Source organism: Clostridium sp. CM036, assembly GCF_055081135.1.
The window spans coordinates 3,017,321-3,034,380 of sequence record NZ_CM143652.1 but is presented as its reverse complement, the minus strand read 5'-3'; the positions used below and the strand labels follow the sequence as shown (position 1 = coordinate 3,034,380).

The window sequence follows — 17,060 nt, the reverse complement described above, 5'->3', positions numbered from 1 at the left end:
GGGTTCATCCTCCCTTCATATTAATGTTCATCATTAAAATCATTTAATTCTAAGTCTTCACCAAATTCTTCTGCCGGTATTTCATCATAATTTATATCAATGTCCAGTTCTTCATCTTCATCGATAAGCTCAATGTACTCTTCCGTTGGTGCTTCAGGAATTATATCTTCTGATCCTTCTATGTTAACATTTAAATTTAATTCTTCCATTTCATCATCAACTGATTCCTTCAGTTTAATTTCTTCTAATTCATCAGTAAGAACTTTAACATTTAAACACAACGCTTGTAATTCCTTTATAAGAACTTTAAAGGATTCAGGCACACCAGGTTCTGGAATATTCTCGCCTTTTACTATTGCTTCATATGTTTTAACTCTTCCTACAACGTCATCGGATTTAACTGTTAAAATCTCTTGTAATGTATGAGCTGAACCATAAGCTTCTAATGCCCAAACTTCCATTTCTCCAAACCTTTGGCCACCAAACTGTGCTTTACCACCTAATGGTTGCTGAGTTACGAGAGAATATGGACCTGTAGATCTAGCATGTATTTTGTCATCTACTAAATGATGTAACTTTAAGATATACATATATCCAACAGTAACTCTGTTGTCAAATGCTTCTCCTGTTCTTCCATCATATAAATCAGTTTTTCCATCTGTATTATATCCTGCTTTTTCCAAGCACGCTTCAATTTCTTCTTCAAGCGCACCATCAAATACTGGCGTTGCAATATGCCAACCTAATTCACTAGCTGCCCATCCTAAGTGGACCTCTAATACCTGGCCTATATTCATACGAGAAGGAACACCTAGTGGATTTAAGCATATTTGAAGTGGCCTTCCATCAGGTAAAAACGGCATATCTTCTACTGGTAATACTCTAGATATAACCCCTTTATTACCATGTCTTCCTGCCATCTTATCGCCTACAGATATCTTTCTCTTTTGAGCTATATAACATCTAACTAGTTCATTTACACCTGGTGGAAGTTCATCACCATTTTCTCTAGTGAACACTTTAACGTCAACTATTATTCCAGCTTCGCCATGTGGCACTCTAAGTGATGTATCTCTTACTTCTCTTGCCTTTTCTCCAAATATTGCCCTTAATAATCTTTCCTCTGCGGTAAGTTCTGTTTCTCCCTTTGGAGTTACTTTTCCAACTAGAATATCTCCAGATCTTATCTCAGCACCTATTCTTATTATTCCGCCCTCATCTATATCTTTAAGTGCATCTTCGCCAACATTAGGAATATCCCTAGTTATTTCTTCTGGTCCAAGCTTTGTATCTCTTGCATCTGATTCATATTCTTCAATGTGCACCGATGTAAATATATCATCACGAACAAGTTCTTCAGATATTAACATCGCATCCTCATAGTTATAACCTTCCCAAGTTACAAACCCAATACGGATGTTCTTACCTAATGCTATTTCTCCAAGGTCAGTTGAAGGTCCATCTGCTAAAACAGTATTTACTTCAACTTTTTCGCCTTTATTAACTATAGGTTTTTGATTTATACACGTACCCTGATTAGATCTTTTAAACTTTAGAATTTTATAAACATCTAATCCACTATCTGAATCTCTTCTTACCTTAATTTCGTTAGCACTTACATACTCAACTGTGCCGGCGTTTTTAGCTTTCGGAAGTACACCAGAATCTACTGCAGCTCTATATTCTATTCCAGTAGCTACAATTGGCGATTGTGATTTAAGTAGTGGTACTGCTTGACGTTGCATGTTGGAACCCATTAGCGCACGACTAGCATCATCATTTTCAAGGAATGGAATCATTGCTGTAGCAACAGAAACTATCTGTCTTGGCGATATATCCATAAGATCTACTTCTTCTTTTGGAACAACCATTACTTCTTCTTTAGCTCTTACAGTTACTTTTTCATCTACAAAAGTACCATCTTCGCTAATTGGTTCACTTGCCTGTGCTACTAGATATGCATCTTCTTCATCCGCAGTCATATACACAATTTCGTTTGTAACTACTGATGTTTTCTTATCTACAATCCTATATGGTGTTTCAATAAACCCATATTCATTAACTTTAGCGTAACTCGCAAGTGAATTAATAAGTCCTATATTGGGTCCTTCTGGAGTTTCTATAGGGCACATTCTGCCATAATGCGAGTAATGAACATCTCTAACCTCAAACCCAGCTCTCTCCCTAGAGAGACCGCCTGGTCCTAGTGCAGATAATCTTCTTTTATTTGTAAGTTCTGATAATGGATTTGTTTGGTCCATAAACTGAGAAAGTTGTGAACTTCCAAAGAATTCCTTTATAGCTGCGGCTACAGGCCTTATGTTTATAAGCGCCTGAGGCGTTATTCCTTCTTGGTCTTGGATTGTCATTCTTTCTTTGACAACTCTTTCCATTCTAGATAAACCAATTCTAAATTGATTTTGTAAAAGTTCACCTACAGATCTAATTCTTCTGTTTCCTAAATGATCAATATCATCAATATAACCGATATCGTAAGTTAGTCCTAACTCGTAGCTCACTGTAGCATACATATCATCTTTAATTATATGTTTAGGTATTAATCTAGTTTTATTAGCTTTTATTTGTTCTTTAATTGATTCTTCATCACTAAAATTATCCAATATCTCTTTTAATGTTGGATAATGGACCATTTCCCTAATATTAAGATCAGAAATATCAAAGTTAACTACTTTATTAATGTTAACAAAGTGATTTCCTATAACTCTTAACACCTTATCCTCTACTTGAAGATCTACTACATTAATTCCTAAGTTTTGAATTTCTAGAGCAACTTCTCTATCTATCTTTTGACCTTTTTCAACTATAACTTCGCCAGTTGTAGGGTTAACAATATTTTCAGCAGCAATTTTGTTTGCAATTCTGTGATTAATTGATAACTTCTTATTAAATTTATATCTACCAACTCTTGATAAATCATATCTCTTAGCATCAAAGAATAGTGAATCAATAAGAGATACCGCACTATCCACTGTAGGTGGTTCGCCTGGCCTTAATCTCTTATATATTTCTATCAAAGCTTCTTCTCTTGTTTTAGTATTATCTTTTTCTATTGTAGCTTTTAGTCTTTCTTCTTCACCTAATAATTGATGTAAGTCTAAATCGCTACCATTATCCATCATAGCTCTGGCCAAAATACTTATAGGCAGTTTTCTTGTCTTGTCAATTCTAATATATACAATTTCATTAGAATCTGTTTCATACTCGAGCCATGCTCCTCTGTTTGGGATTACCGTTGCAGAGTAAAGTTTTTTTCCAGTTTTATCAACAGAATAATTGTAATAAACCCCTGGTGATCTAACCAATTGACTTACTATAACTCTTTCTGCTCCATTTATAACAAATGTTCCTTGTGGTGTCATCAGTGGGAAGTCTCCCATAAAGACTTCTTGTTCCTTAATTTCACCTGTTTCATTATTACGCAATCTAACCTTAACTTTTAACGGTGCTGCGTAAGTTGTATCTCTTTCCTTACATTGTTCTTCAGTATACTTAATGTTATCTGTATCAAGTTTGTATCCTACAAACTCTAGAACAAGATTCCCAGTATAGTCTTGAATAGGATTTATATCGTCAAAAACCTCTTGAAGTCCTTCTTTTAAAAACCAATTATAAGAGTCTAACTGTATCTCAATTAAATTTGGCATATCAGTTACTTCACCTATTTTTGAAAAACTCATTCTTGTTCTTTTACCTAATTGGACAGGATGTACCATCAGCTTTCACCCCTTGTATAAACTAAAATAACCAAAAACACACTTTCCCCTAGGACCTTATGCTTTTGGATTCACATATTTATTATGTTATTATAACCATTTTTGTTAATTCAATTCACATTAACCAGTAATTTCTTTTTTAACGTTAAACTACTAGTTTTAATGCATTACGCTATATTATCATAAGTATAATTCTATGTCAACATAACATTTTAAAAAAGGGCACTCTTATCTAAAAGTACCCTGTTTATGATAAAATTATTTTATTTCTGCTGCGCCGCCAACTTCTTCTATTTTAGCTTTTAATGCTTCTGCATCTTCTTTGCTTATAGCTTCTTTAATTGCCTTAGGTGCTCCATCAACTATATCTTTAGCTTCTTTTAATCCTAATCCAGTTATTTCTCTAACAACTTTAATAACTTTAATTTTGCTAGCGCCTGCACTAGTTAAAATTACGTCAAATTCAGTTTTTTCTTCAACAGCTGCTGTAGCAACTCCTGCAACTGCAACTGGTGCAGAAGCACTCACTCCAAATTCTGTTTCACACTCTTTTACTAATTCATTTAATTCTAAAACACTCATATCTTTTATAGCTTGAATAATTTCTTCTCTTGTCATTATAAATGCACCTCCGAATTTTTTTCATATAAATATTGTTTTGTACTTACCTTTTAAAAAAGGCATGATTTGAATCAATTAAAAATCGCTATGTAGTTCAGCTTAATATTTGAAATATTATTGAGCTGATTCCTTTTGCTCTTTAACTGAATTCAATAGGTATGCAAGATTTGATAATGGAGCTTTGAAGCTTCCAAGTAATTTTGCAATAAGAACATTTCTTGGTGGTATTGATGCAAGAGCATTAACCTCGGCACCATCGAATATTTTACCTTGAATTATGCCTGCTTTAAGCTCTAATTTTTTATGAGTTTTTGCAAATTCATTTAAAACTCTAGCTGCAACAGTTGCATCTTCATATCCAAATGCCATTGAAATAGATCCTTGTAGGTGAGTTTCTATACCTTCAATTCCTAATTCCCTAGCCGCTAGAATAACTAAAGTGTTTTTATAAACTTTATATTCTACCCCAACTTCTCTAAGGTTTTTTCTTAGTTGCGTATCTTCTTCTACATTTAGACCTTGATATTGACTAAATACTACACCTTGAGCTTTTGCTAATTTTTCTTTTATTTCTGCTACTTTTGCTTCTTTTACTTGTCTATTATTGCTTAACACTATATATCCACCTCCTAACAGTTTTTAACTGCTTTATAAAAAATTAAAATCTCTCCGTAGACACGAAGAGACCTAATATATGTATACAAGTATACTTATAGGAATCCTCGGTAGGCATGTTGTCTTTTACGCTTTCGCACCTACTATCTACGGAATATCATTTATTTCACTCTGGAAATTGTATCATGTTTAACCCTATTTGTCAATACTAGTCTAATACTTTAGCTTGATTGACTTTTATTCCAGGTCCCATAGTGCTTGAAACTGATACTGATTTTAAGTATTGTCCTTTAGCTGCTGATGGTTTAGCTTTAACTACTGCTTCCATTAAAGCATGAAAGTTTGCAACTAATTTGTCAGCACCAAAAGATTTTTTACCAAGCGGTACATGAATTATAGAAGTTTTATCAACTCTATACTCAACTTTACCAGCTTTTATTTCATTTATTGCTCTAGCAACATCAAATGTAACTGTTCCTGACTTTGGATTTGGCATTAATCCCTTAGGTCCAAGTACTCTACCTAATTTACCAACAACACCCATCATATCTGGAGTAGCAACAACTATATCAAATTCAAACCAATTTTCTTTTTGTATTTTTTCAACTAATTCATCAGTTCCAACGAAGTCTGCTCCTGCAAGTTCCGCTTCTTTAGCTTTCTCGCCTTTAGCAAAAACTAAAACTTTAACTGTTTTACCTGTTCCATGAGGAAGTACTACTGCACCTCTAACTTGTTGGTCTGCATGTCTTGGATCAACACCAAGGCTTACAGCGAGTTCTATAGTTTCATCGAACTTAGCTTTAGATGTTTTCACCACAAGTTCCATAGCTTCTGTTGGTGTATATAGAGCATTTTTATCTATAAGCTTAGCGCTTTCTATGTAATTTTTTCCCATAATAGTATCCTCCTTCGTGGTAATAACGGTTTTTACCTCCCACGTAATTAATTTAAAATTATTCTTCTACAACTATTCCCATACTTCTTGCTGTTCCAGCTATCATACTCATTGCAGATTCAATTGATGCTGCATTTAAATCTGGCATCTTAAGTTCTGCTATTTCTCTTACTTTAGCTTTAGAAACTGTAGCAATTTTGGTTTTGTTTGGAACACCAGAACCGCTTTCTAATCCAACTGCTTTCTTTAACAATATTGCTGCTGGTGGAGTTTTCAGTATGAAACTAAAAGATCTATCTTGATATACTGTTATTACTACTGGTATTATCATACCTGCTTGATCCGAAGTTTTCGCGTTGAATTCTTTACAGAATCCCATGATATTAACTCCGTGTTGTCCAAGTGCTGGTCCAACTGGTGGTGCTGGGGTAGCTTTTCCTGCAGGAAGTTGAAGTTTTATCATCCCTGTTATTTTCTTAGCCATGAATTTATACCTCCTATATTGTGGTAAACGGATTAAAAATCCTCCCACTTACTAAAACTTTCGTTTTATTAAGTATCTAGTCTAGTTTTTGTATTTGATTGAATTCTAGTTCAACAGGAGTTTCCCTGCCAAACATATTTATAAGTGCTTTAATTTTTTGCTTTTCCAAATGAATTTCTTGTATTAAAGCAACAAATCCTTCTAATGGTCCAAATGTCACCTGAATATTCTCACCTATTTCGTAGTCAACAACTATAGTTTTTTCTGCTATACCCATAGTTCTAACTTCATCTTCAGTAAGAGCTACCGGTTTAGAACCCGGCCCTACGAACCCAGTTACACCTCTGGTATTTCTAACTATATACCAAGATTCATCTGTCATAAGCATTTTAACCATAACATAACCTGGAAACACCTTTTTTAAAGTTATTTTCTTTTTTCCATCCTTTACTTCAACTACTTCTTCCATAGGTACTTGAATATCATGTACATATTCTTCAAGATTTCTATTTTCGATCGCTTTTTCTAGGTTGACTTTAACTTTATTTTCATAACCAGAATATGTATGTACAACATACCATTTAGCTTTATCTGCCATAGCTCAAGGGGTGGAGTATTCCGTCCCCCTACCTCCTTCCTTTACCTTATTTAAAGATTAGTTTATAGAGGTTCTTAAAACCATAATCCAACAAACCTATTAAAATCACAAAAATAAAACAAAAACTTGTCACTGCAAAAGTTGCCTTTTTAACATCTTGTTTTGAAGGCCAAGTTATTCTTTTCGCCTCTGCCTTAAGTTCATTGAAAAACTTCACTATACCTTTTTGGTTTGATTTTTCCTTTACTTTAACATTCCCAGTAACAGCCATTTTATTCACATCCCTACTGTTTTGTGTTTAATGCTGTATTATTTTGTTTCTTTATGAAGTGTATGTTTGTGGCAGAACTTACAGTATTTCTTCATTTCTATTCTGTCTGGGTTATTTTTTTTGTTTTTCATTGTATTGTAATTTCTCTGTTTGCAATCAGTACAAGCTAAAGTTACTTTTACTCTCACAATCTACACCTCCCGGTTTTCCATCTATTTAAGAAAGCTCATACTTATTAAGCGCTAAGCTATCTTTAGCATTTTTGTTATACTTAAATAAGTTATCACAATTTAATACATATGTCAATGAATTAGTTCAAGGTGTTTTTTTATTAAACAATTTTCTTTCTTCTAATTCATAATGCATTTTTTTGTTTGTATTATTTAACTATTGAAGTAACAACTCCTGAACCTACTGTTCTTCCACCTTCTCTGATTGCGAATCTTAATCCCTCATCCATTGCTACTTGAGTGATTAGTTCAACATTCATGTCTATGTGATCTCCTGGCATTACCATTTCCATTCCGTCTGGTAATTTTATTGATCCAGTTACATCAGTTGTTCTGAAATAAAATTGTGGTCTATATCCGTCGAAGAATGGAGTATGTCTTCCGCCTTCTTCTTTTTTAAGTACATATACTTGACCTACAAATTTATCATGTGGATGTATTGAACCTGGCTTAGAAAGTACTTGACCTCTTTGAATATCTGTTCTTTGTACTCCTCTTAGTAATGCTCCGATGTTGTCTCCGGCCATTGCTTGATCTAAAAGTTTTCTGAACATTTCAACTCCTGTACATACAACTTTTCTTTTATCTTCGCTAAGTCCTACGATTTCTACTTCTTCTCCAACCTTAAGTATCCCAGCTTCAACTCTTCCTGTAGCAACTGTTCCTCTACCTGTGATTGTGAATACATCTTCTACTGGCATTAAGAATGCTTTATCTGTTGCTCTTGTTGGTGTTGGAATGTAGCTATCTACTGCTTCCATTAATTCAGCTATGCATTTTGATGCTTCTTCATCAGTTGGGTTTTCTAATGCTTTTAATGCTGATCCTGTTACTACTGGAATGTCGTCACCAGGGAAGTCATACTCACTTAATAATTCTCTTACTTCCATTTCAACAAGTTCTAATAATTCTGGATCATCTACCATATCTGCTTTGTTTAAGAATACTACTATATATCCTACTCCAACTCTGCTTGCTAATAGTATATGCTCTCTTGTTTGAGGCATTGGGCCATCTGCTGCACTAACAACTAGAATTGCTCCATCCATTTGTGCTGCGCCTGTGATCATGTTCTTTACATAATCTGCATGTCCTGGGCAATCAACATGTGCATAATGTCTATTATCTGTTTCATACTCAACATGTGATGTATTTATTGTAATTCCTCTTTCTCTTTCCTCAGGTGCTTTGTCAATTTGGTCAAACCTAGATACTTCTGCTAAACCTTTAGTTGCGAGTACTGCTGTTATTGCAGCTGTTAATGTTGTCTTGCCGTGATCTACGTGCCCTATTGTTCCAATGTTTACGTGTGGTTTGCTTCTTTCAAACTTTGCCTTTGCCATTTTGTATTCCTCCTCAATATAAATAATTACACTTTTGTGCAAGTAAACTCATCCTAGTGTATTGTACGGATTTAATAGTTATGGAGCCCATAACCGGAATTGAACCGGTGACCTCCACCTTACCAAGGTGACGCTCTGCCGACTGAGCTATATGGGCATTAAATTTTGGAGCGGGAAACGGGTATCGAACCCGCGACACCCAGCTTGGGAAGCTGGTGCTCTACCACTGAGCTACTCCCGCCGACGTACAACTTAAAGCTATACACCAATTATTGATTATACTACTGTTTATTTTTTTGTCAATGTATTTTCACCTTTTGCTTAGACATTTTTCTAATTTTCTTTTTACTCTTTGTAGCGCATTATCAATAGACTTTGCATGCCTATCTAAATCACAAGCAATCTCTTGATAAGATTTACCATCTAAGTATGACATCAACACTTCCATCTCTAGTTCTGAAAGAACTTCCCCAATTTCATTTTGAATGCTTATTACTTCTTCACGGCTTATAACTAGCTCTTCGGGATCAGTAATTTTAGCACCTGATAACACATCCAATAATGTTCTGTCTGATTCCTCGTCATATATTGGCTTATTTAAAGATATATATGTATTAAGGGGAATGTGTTTTTGGCGAGTAGCTGTTTTTATTGCTGTAATTATCTGTCTTGTAACACAAATTTCTGCGAAAGCCCTAAAAGAAGATAATCTATCTGCCTTAAAATCTCTAATGGCCTTATAGAGACCTATCATTCCTTCTTGATAAATATCTTCTTTATCAGCCCCAATCAAAAAATACGACTTAGCCTTGGCTTTAATAAAATTCCTGTATTTATTAATTAAATATTCTTGTGCTCTAACATTTCCATTTTGTGCTTCAATGACTACTTCTTCATCCAATCTTTCTTCAAAGCATGAAGTATCCATACTAGCTCTAATGATTTTTTCCAACAAATATCCCCTCCACACCAAACATGTGTCATATAGATGATTATACCTTAGTGCAATTTCTATAGTCAAGAAAATTCAATGGCTCCTGCGTATTTTTTCAAGTTTTTTTAATGTTTTTTCATCTATTCTCTCTTCTAACCAATTTCTTTTTCCTAAATGCTTTTTTTCGATATTTATTTGAATCTCTTTTTGTGTACTAATTACTTCGTGATAAAATTCAATGGAAGACATTCGAGTGGCCCCTCTTTGAAAGGTAACTTGCTGCTCTAGCGAGTCTGACGTGACAACGCAGACTTCGGATTTTCGTCCTATATTATTGACCATTCTCTCAATATAATCATCTGCCGTTTCGCCCTCTTTTGTAAAAATCACAACTAAATTTCCTTGTCTTTCTTTTTTTTGAAGGCTACCTTTAACCATTTGTGCATCAAAAACTATAAATATTTTATACCCTTTAAATCCCGAGTGATTTTGAAGAGTGTCAATAAGCTGCAGGCGTGAAGATTCGTAACTAAAATCTTTAATCTTTTTAAGATTTGGCCAGCTATTTATAACATTATACCCATCAACAAAAACTGTTTTCACTTTTTACCTCATTTAATCTTTTGCTTCATAATTTCATACATTATTATACCACCTGCAACCGATGCATTTAAAGATGTTATTTTCCCTGCCATGGGTATTTTTACTAGAACATCACATTTTTCTTTTGTAAGTTTAGAAATGCCTCTACCCTCACTTCCAATAACAAGGGCTACCGCACCAGTTAAATCAGTATTAAAAACATAATTTTCGGCATCCATATCCGCACCATAAACCCATACTCCGAGTCCTTTTATTTCTTCAATAGTTGCATTTATATTAGTTACTTTTACTATTTTCATATGTTCAATTGCACCAGCTGATGTTTTATACACTGTTGGTGTAACTCCCACATTTTTTCTCTTAGGTATAATTATTCCGTGAGCTCCGCATACCTCTGCAGTTCTTATGATAGACCCAAAGTTATGTGGATCTTCAATTTCATCTAGTATAATTATAAAAGGCTTTTCTCCTCTTTCTCGCGCATATTCAAATATGTCATTTAATTGAAAATATTTGTAAGGTGTTACTATAGCAATAACTCCTTGATGTGATGAAGTTTGTGATATTTCATCTAGTTTTCTTCTATCTACTTCTTTCGTAACAATTCCTTTTTCTTTGGCTAATGCTAGTACCACGCTTATAGATCCTACCATATCACCTTTGGCAATAAGAATGTACTCTATGGTTCTATCTGATTTTAGCGCTTCTATAACTGCATTTCTTCCTTCAACTAAATCCTCTCTAATGATTTTAGTCTCAACTTCTTTATTAACATTGCTATTCTTAGGGCTTATTTCAGTTCTTTCCCTAGCAAATTTTTTGTTTTCTGGTGCATTCTCTTCACTTTGTTTGTTTCTTTTATTACCTACTCTGCCTTTATCTTCTCTACTTTCTTTTGTACCCTGCTCGTCACCTCTAAATCTTCTGGAAGACGCTCCACCTTTATCATATTTACTACTTGAAAACCCTCTACTTTCTTTCGCACCTTTTTCGCTCGTCCTAACCCTTTTAGACCCTGTTCCAGTTTTCTCTTCCCTACTACTTCCAAATCCACTATTTCCTTGATATTTTTTATTATCGCTCATTTCAAATACCTCTCTCTTTATCTATTTAACTTCATATTCTTTTCTTATTTCCATCATTTTTCCACAACTCATACCGCCTTCAGGGCATGGTCCACTAACACAACTTGGCCCTGCATATTTAAAAAGTACAGGTGCTACACTCCTCGCTTGCATCAGCATTGTTTTTGCCATTTGACGTATTTCCCATTGAGCTCTAGTACAACATCTCTGATTAAAGAAATGAATTAATTCTCTAGCATTCATAGTAACTATCATTTTAGTTTCACAAGCATTTGGAAATACATATCTCGCATCTTCGATAGCCTTTTTCTCAGCTTTGCCCTTAATAATTGTATATTGTTTTTTCTCAATTTCTTCAGTATTTATTAATTTTTCATCCTTTAAATATTCTTTTAAAAGATTAGCCAATTCATTTCTACACAATATCTCTACTAACTGATTATACTCCTCTTGAATGCGCTTCATAGATTCTATGAATATTATTTTTGCTTCTTCATCTTTTTCAATATTGGGAGGAATTATATATTCAAATTGTTCAAGCTTTACATATCTCTGACTCTGTTGAGAATATGATGCCACCCTATGTCTCACTAATTGATGGGTCAAACTTCTAGATATGCCCTCAATTGCAAAAGTAAAGCTCACATGTTCTATTGGCGAATGATGGCCATAAGTCATTAACATGTCTAACAACTTTTGTGTTTTTTGTTCATTCAAATCTTCTAGTATTTCATCAACCCCAACTTGACTATAACAAAGTTTAGCTGCCGCTGCTATAATTTTTTCTGGATTAGGCGTATGTTCAATTAATTTAACCTTAAGCACAATTACTCAGCCCCCAAATCGTGGTTTATAATCTTCTCGAAAATATAGTTTAGTCTTTCATTCTTTTCACTTAAATATAGAAATCCCACTAAAGCTTCAAACCCCGTAGCCCATTTATATTCATTTAAATCTCCATTTTTAGGTGTTGTGCCACTTTTAGAGTTTCTAGCTCTTTTAAATATACTGAGCTCTTCTTCATTTAAATTTTCTATAAAGAATTTCATATACTCACTTTGCGCATGTGCTTTTACATGTTCAACTGTTTTAATATGAATTTTATGAACATTCATATTTCTATTTTTTTCCACAAGATAGGTTCTAATAAATACCTCATAAACTGCATCTCCAACTAATGCAAGCACTAGTGGATTTATCTGTTTAACTTGTTCTACTGTAAATTTACCCTTTAGCATATTAAATTCCATGCTTATTCTCCTTTTTAATTATTAGACATTTCTATGATAAAAGGTAGTAGCCATTGTATGGTGGCTTATAACACGGCTACTACTTTTTATCGTTATAGGTATTTCTATATCAATGTACTTACTAAGGTCCTGCCCATCTTTACCGCTTATATCTTTTATCCTTGAATTTATTATTTACATGATACACATTTAAAATAAAAAACATCAAAAAAATGATAAAGCTCACCCTGTTTTAGGGCGAGCTTTATCACGGTACCACCTAAATTTGTACTCATTTTTTAACGGTTATGCTACCGGTAGTTTTGCTACAGCTCCGAAACGGGTTAAAAACTTTGAAAGTCTCTCAACCTACTATTTAATTTAGATTTAATATTTTTTATAGTTATTAATCAATATACACATTAAATATGCTACTGTCAATAGTAAAACCATCATCTAAGTTGTCACTAATAGCTTATAACATATTCGTTTATAAATGTTCTAGACCCATCATTAATAAGTACAATAGCATCGTTTTTACTTATAAAAAAGTTACTCACACAATATGACTAACTTTTTACCAAAGAATCCTTATTTTTAGCAAAAATCATTCTACCTGCTGCCGTCTGAAGTACTGATGTTACAATAACAACTATATTTTCACCAATATATCGTCTTCCACCTTCAACAACAATCATTGTGCCATCATCTAAATAAGCTATCCCTTGGCCCGATTCTTTTCCATCTTTCATCACTTGAATTTTCATTTCTTCCCCTGGTAGAACTACTGGCTTTACTGCATTTGCAAGTTCATTAATATTTAAAACTGGAACTCCTTGGAATTCAGCTACCTTGTTAAGATTAAAATCGTTAGTAATTACTTTACCATTCAAAACTTGAGCTAACTTAAGAAGTTTGCTATCTACTTCTGCAATATTGGGAAAGTCTTTCTCCCAAATTTCAACTTCTATATTTAATTCCTTTTGAATTTTGTTTAGTATATCTAATCCTCTTCTGCCTCTATTCCTTTTAAGCCCATCTGATGAATCAGCTATATGCCTAAGCTCCTCCAATACGAAAGTTGGTATTACTAGTGGCCCTTCAACAAAACCCGTTTGACAAATATCAAATATTCTACCATCAATTATTACTGATGTATCTAGCACCTTAGGATTTTCATTAGTAAATCCTTTGATTTTCTTATCTTTGAATCCATCTTTCCTTTTAATGCTTGTAAAGAAGGATAATATTTCATCTCTTTTTCTAGCGCAAATATCTGCTCCTAAAGCTGCCATTATAACAGTAAAAATAACTGCAATAATATTCCATATAAGAGATTGGTACTTAAATAATCCCGCAAACAAAGATGCTATTACAAGCCCTATTATTGCCCCTCCTGTACCAAAAATAATTTGAGAAGTCGGCATTTTTTGTGTGCTTTTCTCCACATGATCCATAAACTTCATTATAAAAGATACGATTATAGGAGATATTAGAAATAAAATAACTCCAAAAATTAAAGTAGAAAAAATAATGAATATTATTCCTTGAATTGTACCATTTTTTAAATAATTAAGCCCACCTAAATAGCTTGTGCTTAGAAGCATATCTCCTATTAAGTACCCCAAAATTAGTCCTATGATTGTAAAAAGTCCTCTTAAAATTTTTTTTAACAAAAAATTTCACCTCCTTCTAAATTATTAACACTTATTTGGATTTATATCCTGTTATTATCTAATATATACTATAAAGTTGTGCATTTCAATAAAATGCACCCTATAATTAACAATTTGTTAAATGAAATCCCTTATTTTGTTTAATGCTTGTTCCATATTAAGTTCAAACACTAACATTATTTCACTGGCTACCATCCCTTCAACTCTTTCTAGAATCTTTAACTCACCCGGTGGAAGCATATCTTTCTTCTTTAAATAATATAAATCCCTAAGTACCTCGCACATTTTTAGAGCATTACCACTTTGGATTTTTTTCTTGTTAAATCTATATCTATTATTCCAATTACTTTCTATACAATTGGACCTATTTGATATTGTATTTAAAACTGTTTCTAATTCTACTTTATTTGAAATGTTTCTTATTTTATGTTTCTCTATTTTATCTATCGGAATCATAAAATTCATATTATCTAATAAAAGATATATATTTATATATTTACATTTTATATTATACAATTCTTCACTGTTTATATTCTGTACATACCCAGCACCATAATATGCTACAAATATTTTTTGGCCAATATTTAACATAACACGCCCCCTATTAATAAAACTCCTGTTGCTTTATTATATATTCATAAGGTTAAATGCGTACTTAATTTATTGACAAAAACGTAATGTAAATCCTATAATAAAGATAGTATAGCTACTTAAATGATTAAAAGGAGTTGAACTTAATGAAAGATTGTATTTTTGATAATTTTCAAAACTCTGTGGATGAGTCCCTATTACGACACAAAAGTATTTTGGATATAATCACCAAACTTCAAGAGTCTCAGGCTAGAGTTAACAGAGCTGTTGCAAAGTCTGTTACCAATTGTGGTTGTATTGGCGTGGAAGCAAAGAAGCAATACACTCCTGCTGATATAGATGATTTAGATTTGGATACTCTTAGTGCTTCACTTGATACCCACATGCTAGGTAATCTTTGTGAAAACTGTAGAGAAGTCTTAGAAAAAGAATTAGGAAACAACCTTTTTTATATTGCTTCTTTATGTAATCTTGTAGACTTAAACTTATATGATATTCTTTTAAAAGAGTATAACAAAATAAGTACCTTAGGTAAATATACTATGCGTTAGTAAATATAGCATAAAATAAGTTAAAACTTATTTTATGCTATATTTGCTTATCTAACATAAATTGCTCTTTTAACCTTCTTAACCCATTTTTAATAGCTTTAGCCCTTGCTTCCCCAATACCTTCTACGCTATCAAGTTGTTGATAAGAAGCTTCCATTGTAGTTTTTAATTCTCTAAAGTGCTTAACTAAATTTTCTATAACATTTACAGGTATTCTAGGTATCTTACCAAGCATTCTATATCCTCTTGGAGAAATTAGAGTATCTACTAACGGAACACCTATATATCCAATAATCCTAGAAATAAAATCTAAATCCATGAGCTCTTCAGAACTCATATTTTCTATTTGGCTATATATTTGCGTATAATCCATACCACTTTGACAATAATCCCTTATTAAGAGTATCCCATCCTCCTCAACACTTCTAATTAACTCATTTAGTTGCATTGAAATTAGTCTACCCTCATTCCCTAGTTCACATATATGCCTTTCAATTTCACCAACTATCCTCATAACCATTTCTGTTCTTTGTATTGCTGATATTACATCAAACAAGGTTGCTAAATCTTGAAATTCTAAAAGATTTAGATTACTTACTACTCGCTCAAGAACTGAAACATACTTTTCTAATGTCTGAATAGCTTGATTTGCCTTCGCTAAAATAATACTACTATCTCTTAAAACATATTTTATATCATCTTTGTATACAGTTATGATGGTTCTTCTTTGTGATATTGCAACAACAGCATACCCAGTCTGCTTAGCTATTCTTTGAGCTGTCCTATGCCTTGTCCCTGTTTCAAAAGTGGGTATTGTAGGGCTTGGCATGAGCTGAGTATTAGCATATAATATTTTTTTCAAATCACTGCTTATTACTATGGCTCCATCCATCTTTGCTAGTTCATATACATAAGCAGGGCTATAGTCCGCATTTATTCGAAATCCGCCATCTACGATGTCTAATATTTCCTTACTGTCTCCTAAAACAATAAGCCCTCCCGTTTTAGCTCTTAAGATATTTTCAAGTCCTTCCCTAAGCGTCGTTCCAGGGGCCATTCTTTTTAATATATTCATAAGTTCCTTGCTTTTTTCTTCTCTCATCTTTTTCTCCCTACTTAATAAATAGTGCCATTAAAAAATCTTATAATATCTTTTAATGAAGCCGTCCCTATAATATTAATATCCTTAGCATTAATTTTCTTTTCGCACTTATACAATAATTGTTTGTCGAGCTTTATTTCCTTACTTTTCACGCTAGACAATACCAAGCCCTAACTCTCCAGAAGTCCCATCTAAATTTAGTCGCCCTACTACATTAACATAAATATCACAATTATAAAAAGTAACCCTTTATTTTTTTCTAAACTAGTCTCTTAAATAAAAAAACTAGAAGCATTTAATATTTGAGTAGGCCTTCTTGTCTCATTATAATATTATACAAGATTAAATAAATTCTTACAAATAAAATAAATTATATTATTTATATTTGCATAAGGTTGTACACCCTATAAAACCGAAATAATAAAATAGTTTTAACGAAAAAATATTCTTGATTATTAAAGATAAGAATGGTATTATAAATATAATATTTTTTTA

The 17,060-nt window shown here is 33.0% G+C and carries 19 protein-coding genes, 2 tRNA genes and 1 other annotated feature; of the genes, 1 reads left to right on the top strand and 20 read right to left on the bottom strand.

The window, feature by feature from the left end:
- Nucleotides 1-20 precede the first annotated feature (20 nt).
- The 18 genes from rpoB to ACWJKE_RS14255 form a co-directional block, all read right to left on the bottom strand.
- Nucleotides 21-3,734: a DNA-directed RNA polymerase subunit beta gene (gene rpoB, locus ACWJKE_RS14340; RefSeq protein ID WP_165414404.1), complete on the bottom strand. Its 3,714-nt coding sequence runs from the start codon at nucleotides 3,732-3,734 to the stop codon at nucleotides 21-23.
- A 258-nt stretch (nucleotides 3,735-3,992) separates the two neighbouring features.
- A complete protein-coding gene (rplL, locus tag ACWJKE_RS14335) occupies nucleotides 3,993-4,352 on the bottom strand; it encodes a 50S ribosomal protein L7/L12 (protein ID WP_165414403.1) in 360 nt (119 codons plus the stop codon).
- Nucleotides 4,353-4,469: 117 nt separating this feature from the next.
- The gene (gene rplJ / locus ACWJKE_RS14330) at nucleotides 4,470-4,970 is read right to left on the bottom strand and encodes a 50S ribosomal protein L10 (RefSeq protein ID WP_165414402.1); all 501 of its coding nucleotides are present in this window, start codon (nucleotides 4,968-4,970) and stop codon (nucleotides 4,470-4,472) included.
- A gap of 34 nt (nucleotides 4,971-5,004) precedes the next feature.
- Nucleotides 5,005-5,141, bottom strand: a sequence feature (ribosomal protein L10 leader region).
- 37 nt (nucleotides 5,142-5,178) lie between these two features.
- Nucleotides 5,179-5,868: a 50S ribosomal protein L1 gene (rplA, locus tag ACWJKE_RS14325; protein WP_216302361.1), complete on the bottom strand. Its 690-nt coding sequence runs from the start codon at nucleotides 5,866-5,868 to the stop codon at nucleotides 5,179-5,181.
- Between the two features lie 58 nt (nucleotides 5,869-5,926).
- The gene (gene rplK, locus ACWJKE_RS14320; protein WP_071614644.1) at nucleotides 5,927-6,352 is read right to left on the bottom strand and encodes a 50S ribosomal protein L11; all 426 of its coding nucleotides are present in this window, start codon (nucleotides 6,350-6,352) and stop codon (nucleotides 5,927-5,929) included.
- Between the two features lie 76 nt (nucleotides 6,353-6,428).
- Entirely contained in the window at nucleotides 6,429-6,950 is a 522-nt protein-coding gene (gene nusG, locus ACWJKE_RS14315) for a transcription termination/antitermination protein NusG (protein ID WP_216302360.1), read from the bottom strand.
- A 46-nt stretch (nucleotides 6,951-6,996) separates the two neighbouring features.
- Nucleotides 6,997-7,221: a preprotein translocase subunit SecE gene (gene secE, locus ACWJKE_RS14310; RefSeq protein WP_165414399.1), complete on the bottom strand. Its 225-nt coding sequence runs from the start codon at nucleotides 7,219-7,221 to the stop codon at nucleotides 6,997-6,999.
- A gap of 38 nt (nucleotides 7,222-7,259) precedes the next feature.
- The gene (gene rpmG / locus ACWJKE_RS14305; RefSeq protein ID WP_125002828.1) at nucleotides 7,260-7,409 is read right to left on the bottom strand and encodes a 50S ribosomal protein L33; all 150 of its coding nucleotides are present in this window, start codon (nucleotides 7,407-7,409) and stop codon (nucleotides 7,260-7,262) included.
- 191 nt (nucleotides 7,410-7,600) lie between these two features.
- Nucleotides 7,601-8,794, bottom strand: a complete 1,194-nt coding sequence (tuf, locus tag ACWJKE_RS14300) for an elongation factor Tu (RefSeq protein ID WP_216302359.1) — start codon at nucleotides 8,792-8,794, stop codon at nucleotides 7,601-7,603.
- 81 nt (nucleotides 8,795-8,875) lie between these two features.
- Nucleotides 8,876-8,951: transfer RNA gene (locus ACWJKE_RS14295), tRNA-Thr, on the bottom strand.
- A gap of 9 nt (nucleotides 8,952-8,960) precedes the next feature.
- Nucleotides 8,961-9,035 (bottom strand) — tRNA-Gly (locus ACWJKE_RS14290).
- A 69-nt stretch (nucleotides 9,036-9,104) separates the two neighbouring features.
- On the bottom strand, nucleotides 9,105-9,722 hold the full coding sequence (gene sigH, locus ACWJKE_RS14285) for an RNA polymerase sporulation sigma factor SigH (RefSeq protein ID WP_165414377.1): 618 nt from the start codon (nucleotides 9,720-9,722) through the stop codon (nucleotides 9,105-9,107).
- A gap of 99 nt (nucleotides 9,723-9,821) precedes the next feature.
- Nucleotides 9,822-10,331, bottom strand: a complete 510-nt coding sequence (locus ACWJKE_RS14280) for an NYN domain-containing protein (RefSeq protein WP_216302358.1) — start codon at nucleotides 10,329-10,331, stop codon at nucleotides 9,822-9,824.
- A gap of 8 nt (nucleotides 10,332-10,339) precedes the next feature.
- The gene (rlmB, locus tag ACWJKE_RS14275) at nucleotides 10,340-11,125 is read right to left on the bottom strand and encodes a 23S rRNA (guanosine(2251)-2'-O)-methyltransferase RlmB (RefSeq protein ID WP_258280778.1); all 786 of its coding nucleotides are present in this window, start codon (nucleotides 11,123-11,125) and stop codon (nucleotides 10,340-10,342) included.
- A 312-nt stretch (nucleotides 11,126-11,437) separates the two neighbouring features.
- Nucleotides 11,438-12,244 (bottom strand): FAD-dependent thymidylate synthase, encoded by an 807-nt coding sequence (thyX, locus tag ACWJKE_RS14270; protein ID WP_462959363.1) that lies wholly within the window; start codon nucleotides 12,242-12,244, stop codon nucleotides 11,438-11,440.
- Nucleotides 12,244-12,666 carry a Mini-ribonuclease 3 gene (locus ACWJKE_RS14265; protein WP_216302356.1) on the bottom strand — a complete coding sequence of 141 codons (423 nt, stop codon included), beginning with the start codon at nucleotides 12,664-12,666 and terminating at the stop codon, nucleotides 12,244-12,246. Before ACWJKE_RS14265 ends, thyX begins: the two co-directional genes overlap by 1 nt.
- 548 nt (nucleotides 12,667-13,214) lie before the next feature.
- Nucleotides 13,215-14,321 carry a PIN/TRAM domain-containing protein gene (locus ACWJKE_RS14260; protein WP_216302355.1) on the bottom strand — a complete coding sequence of 369 codons (1,107 nt, stop codon included), beginning with the start codon at nucleotides 14,319-14,321 and terminating at the stop codon, nucleotides 13,215-13,217.
- 117 nt (nucleotides 14,322-14,438) lie between these two features.
- A complete protein-coding gene (locus ACWJKE_RS14255; protein WP_462958907.1) occupies nucleotides 14,439-14,912 on the bottom strand; it encodes a CarD family transcriptional regulator in 474 nt (157 codons plus the stop codon).
- A 146-nt stretch (nucleotides 14,913-15,058) separates the two neighbouring features.
- On the opposite strand from ACWJKE_RS14255, the gene ACWJKE_RS14250 reads away from it, so the two are divergent.
- Nucleotides 15,059-15,463 carry a nucleoside triphosphate pyrophosphohydrolase family protein gene (locus ACWJKE_RS14250; RefSeq protein WP_216302353.1) on the top strand — a complete coding sequence of 135 codons (405 nt, stop codon included), beginning with the start codon at nucleotides 15,059-15,061 and terminating at the stop codon, nucleotides 15,461-15,463.
- Nucleotides 15,464-15,500: 37 nt separating this feature from the next.
- Here the strand turns inward: ACWJKE_RS14250 and disA are convergent, their stop codons facing one another.
- Both disA and ACWJKE_RS14240 read right to left on the bottom strand, forming a co-directional pair.
- Complete coding sequence (disA, locus tag ACWJKE_RS14245) at nucleotides 15,501-16,565, bottom strand: DNA integrity scanning diadenylate cyclase DisA (protein WP_216302352.1); 1,065 nt, start codon at nucleotides 16,563-16,565, stop codon at nucleotides 15,501-15,503.
- Between the two features lie 14 nt (nucleotides 16,566-16,579).
- Nucleotides 16,580-16,732 (bottom strand): hypothetical protein, encoded by a 153-nt coding sequence (locus ACWJKE_RS14240; RefSeq protein WP_258875989.1) that lies wholly within the window; start codon nucleotides 16,730-16,732, stop codon nucleotides 16,580-16,582.
- Nucleotides 16,733-17,060 lie beyond the last annotated feature (328 nt).

Coding starts and splice junctions, on each gene's coding strand:
- rplL (WP_165414403.1), bottom strand. CDS start 4,352: ATGACAAGAGAAGAAATTATTCAAGCTATAAAAGATATGAGTGTTTTA.
- rplK (WP_071614644.1), bottom strand. CDS start 6,352: ATGGCTAAGAAAATAACAGGGATGATAAAACTTCAACTTCCTGCAGGA.
- ACWJKE_RS14265 (WP_216302356.1), bottom strand. CDS start 12,666: ATGGAATTTAATATGCTAAAGGGTAAATTTACAGTAGAACAAGTTAAA.
- rplA (WP_216302361.1), bottom strand. CDS start 5,868: ATGGGAAAAAATTACATAGAAAGCGCTAAGCTTATAGATAAAAATGCT.
- rpoB (WP_165414404.1), bottom strand. CDS start 3,734: ATGGTACATCCTGTCCAATTAGGTAAAAGAACAAGAATGAGTTTTTCA.
- nusG (WP_216302360.1), bottom strand. CDS start 6,950: ATGGCAGATAAAGCTAAATGGTATGTTGTACATACATATTCTGGTTAT.
- sigH (WP_165414377.1), bottom strand. CDS start 9,722: ATGGATACTTCATGCTTTGAAGAAAGATTGGATGAAGAAGTAGTCATT.
- secE (WP_165414399.1), bottom strand. CDS start 7,221: ATGGCTGTTACTGGGAATGTTAAAGTAAAGGAAAAATCAAACCAAAAA.
- ACWJKE_RS14250 (WP_216302353.1), top strand. CDS start 15,059: ATGAAAGATTGTATTTTTGATAATTTTCAAAACTCTGTGGATGAGTCC.
- tuf (WP_216302359.1), bottom strand. CDS start 8,794: ATGGCAAAGGCAAAGTTTGAAAGAAGCAAACCACACGTAAACATTGGA.
- disA (WP_216302352.1), bottom strand. CDS start 16,565: ATGAGAGAAGAAAAAAGCAAGGAACTTATGAATATATTAAAAAGAATG.
- ACWJKE_RS14255 (WP_462958907.1), bottom strand. CDS start 14,912: ATGTTAAATATTGGCCAAAAAATATTTGTAGCATATTATGGTGCTGGG.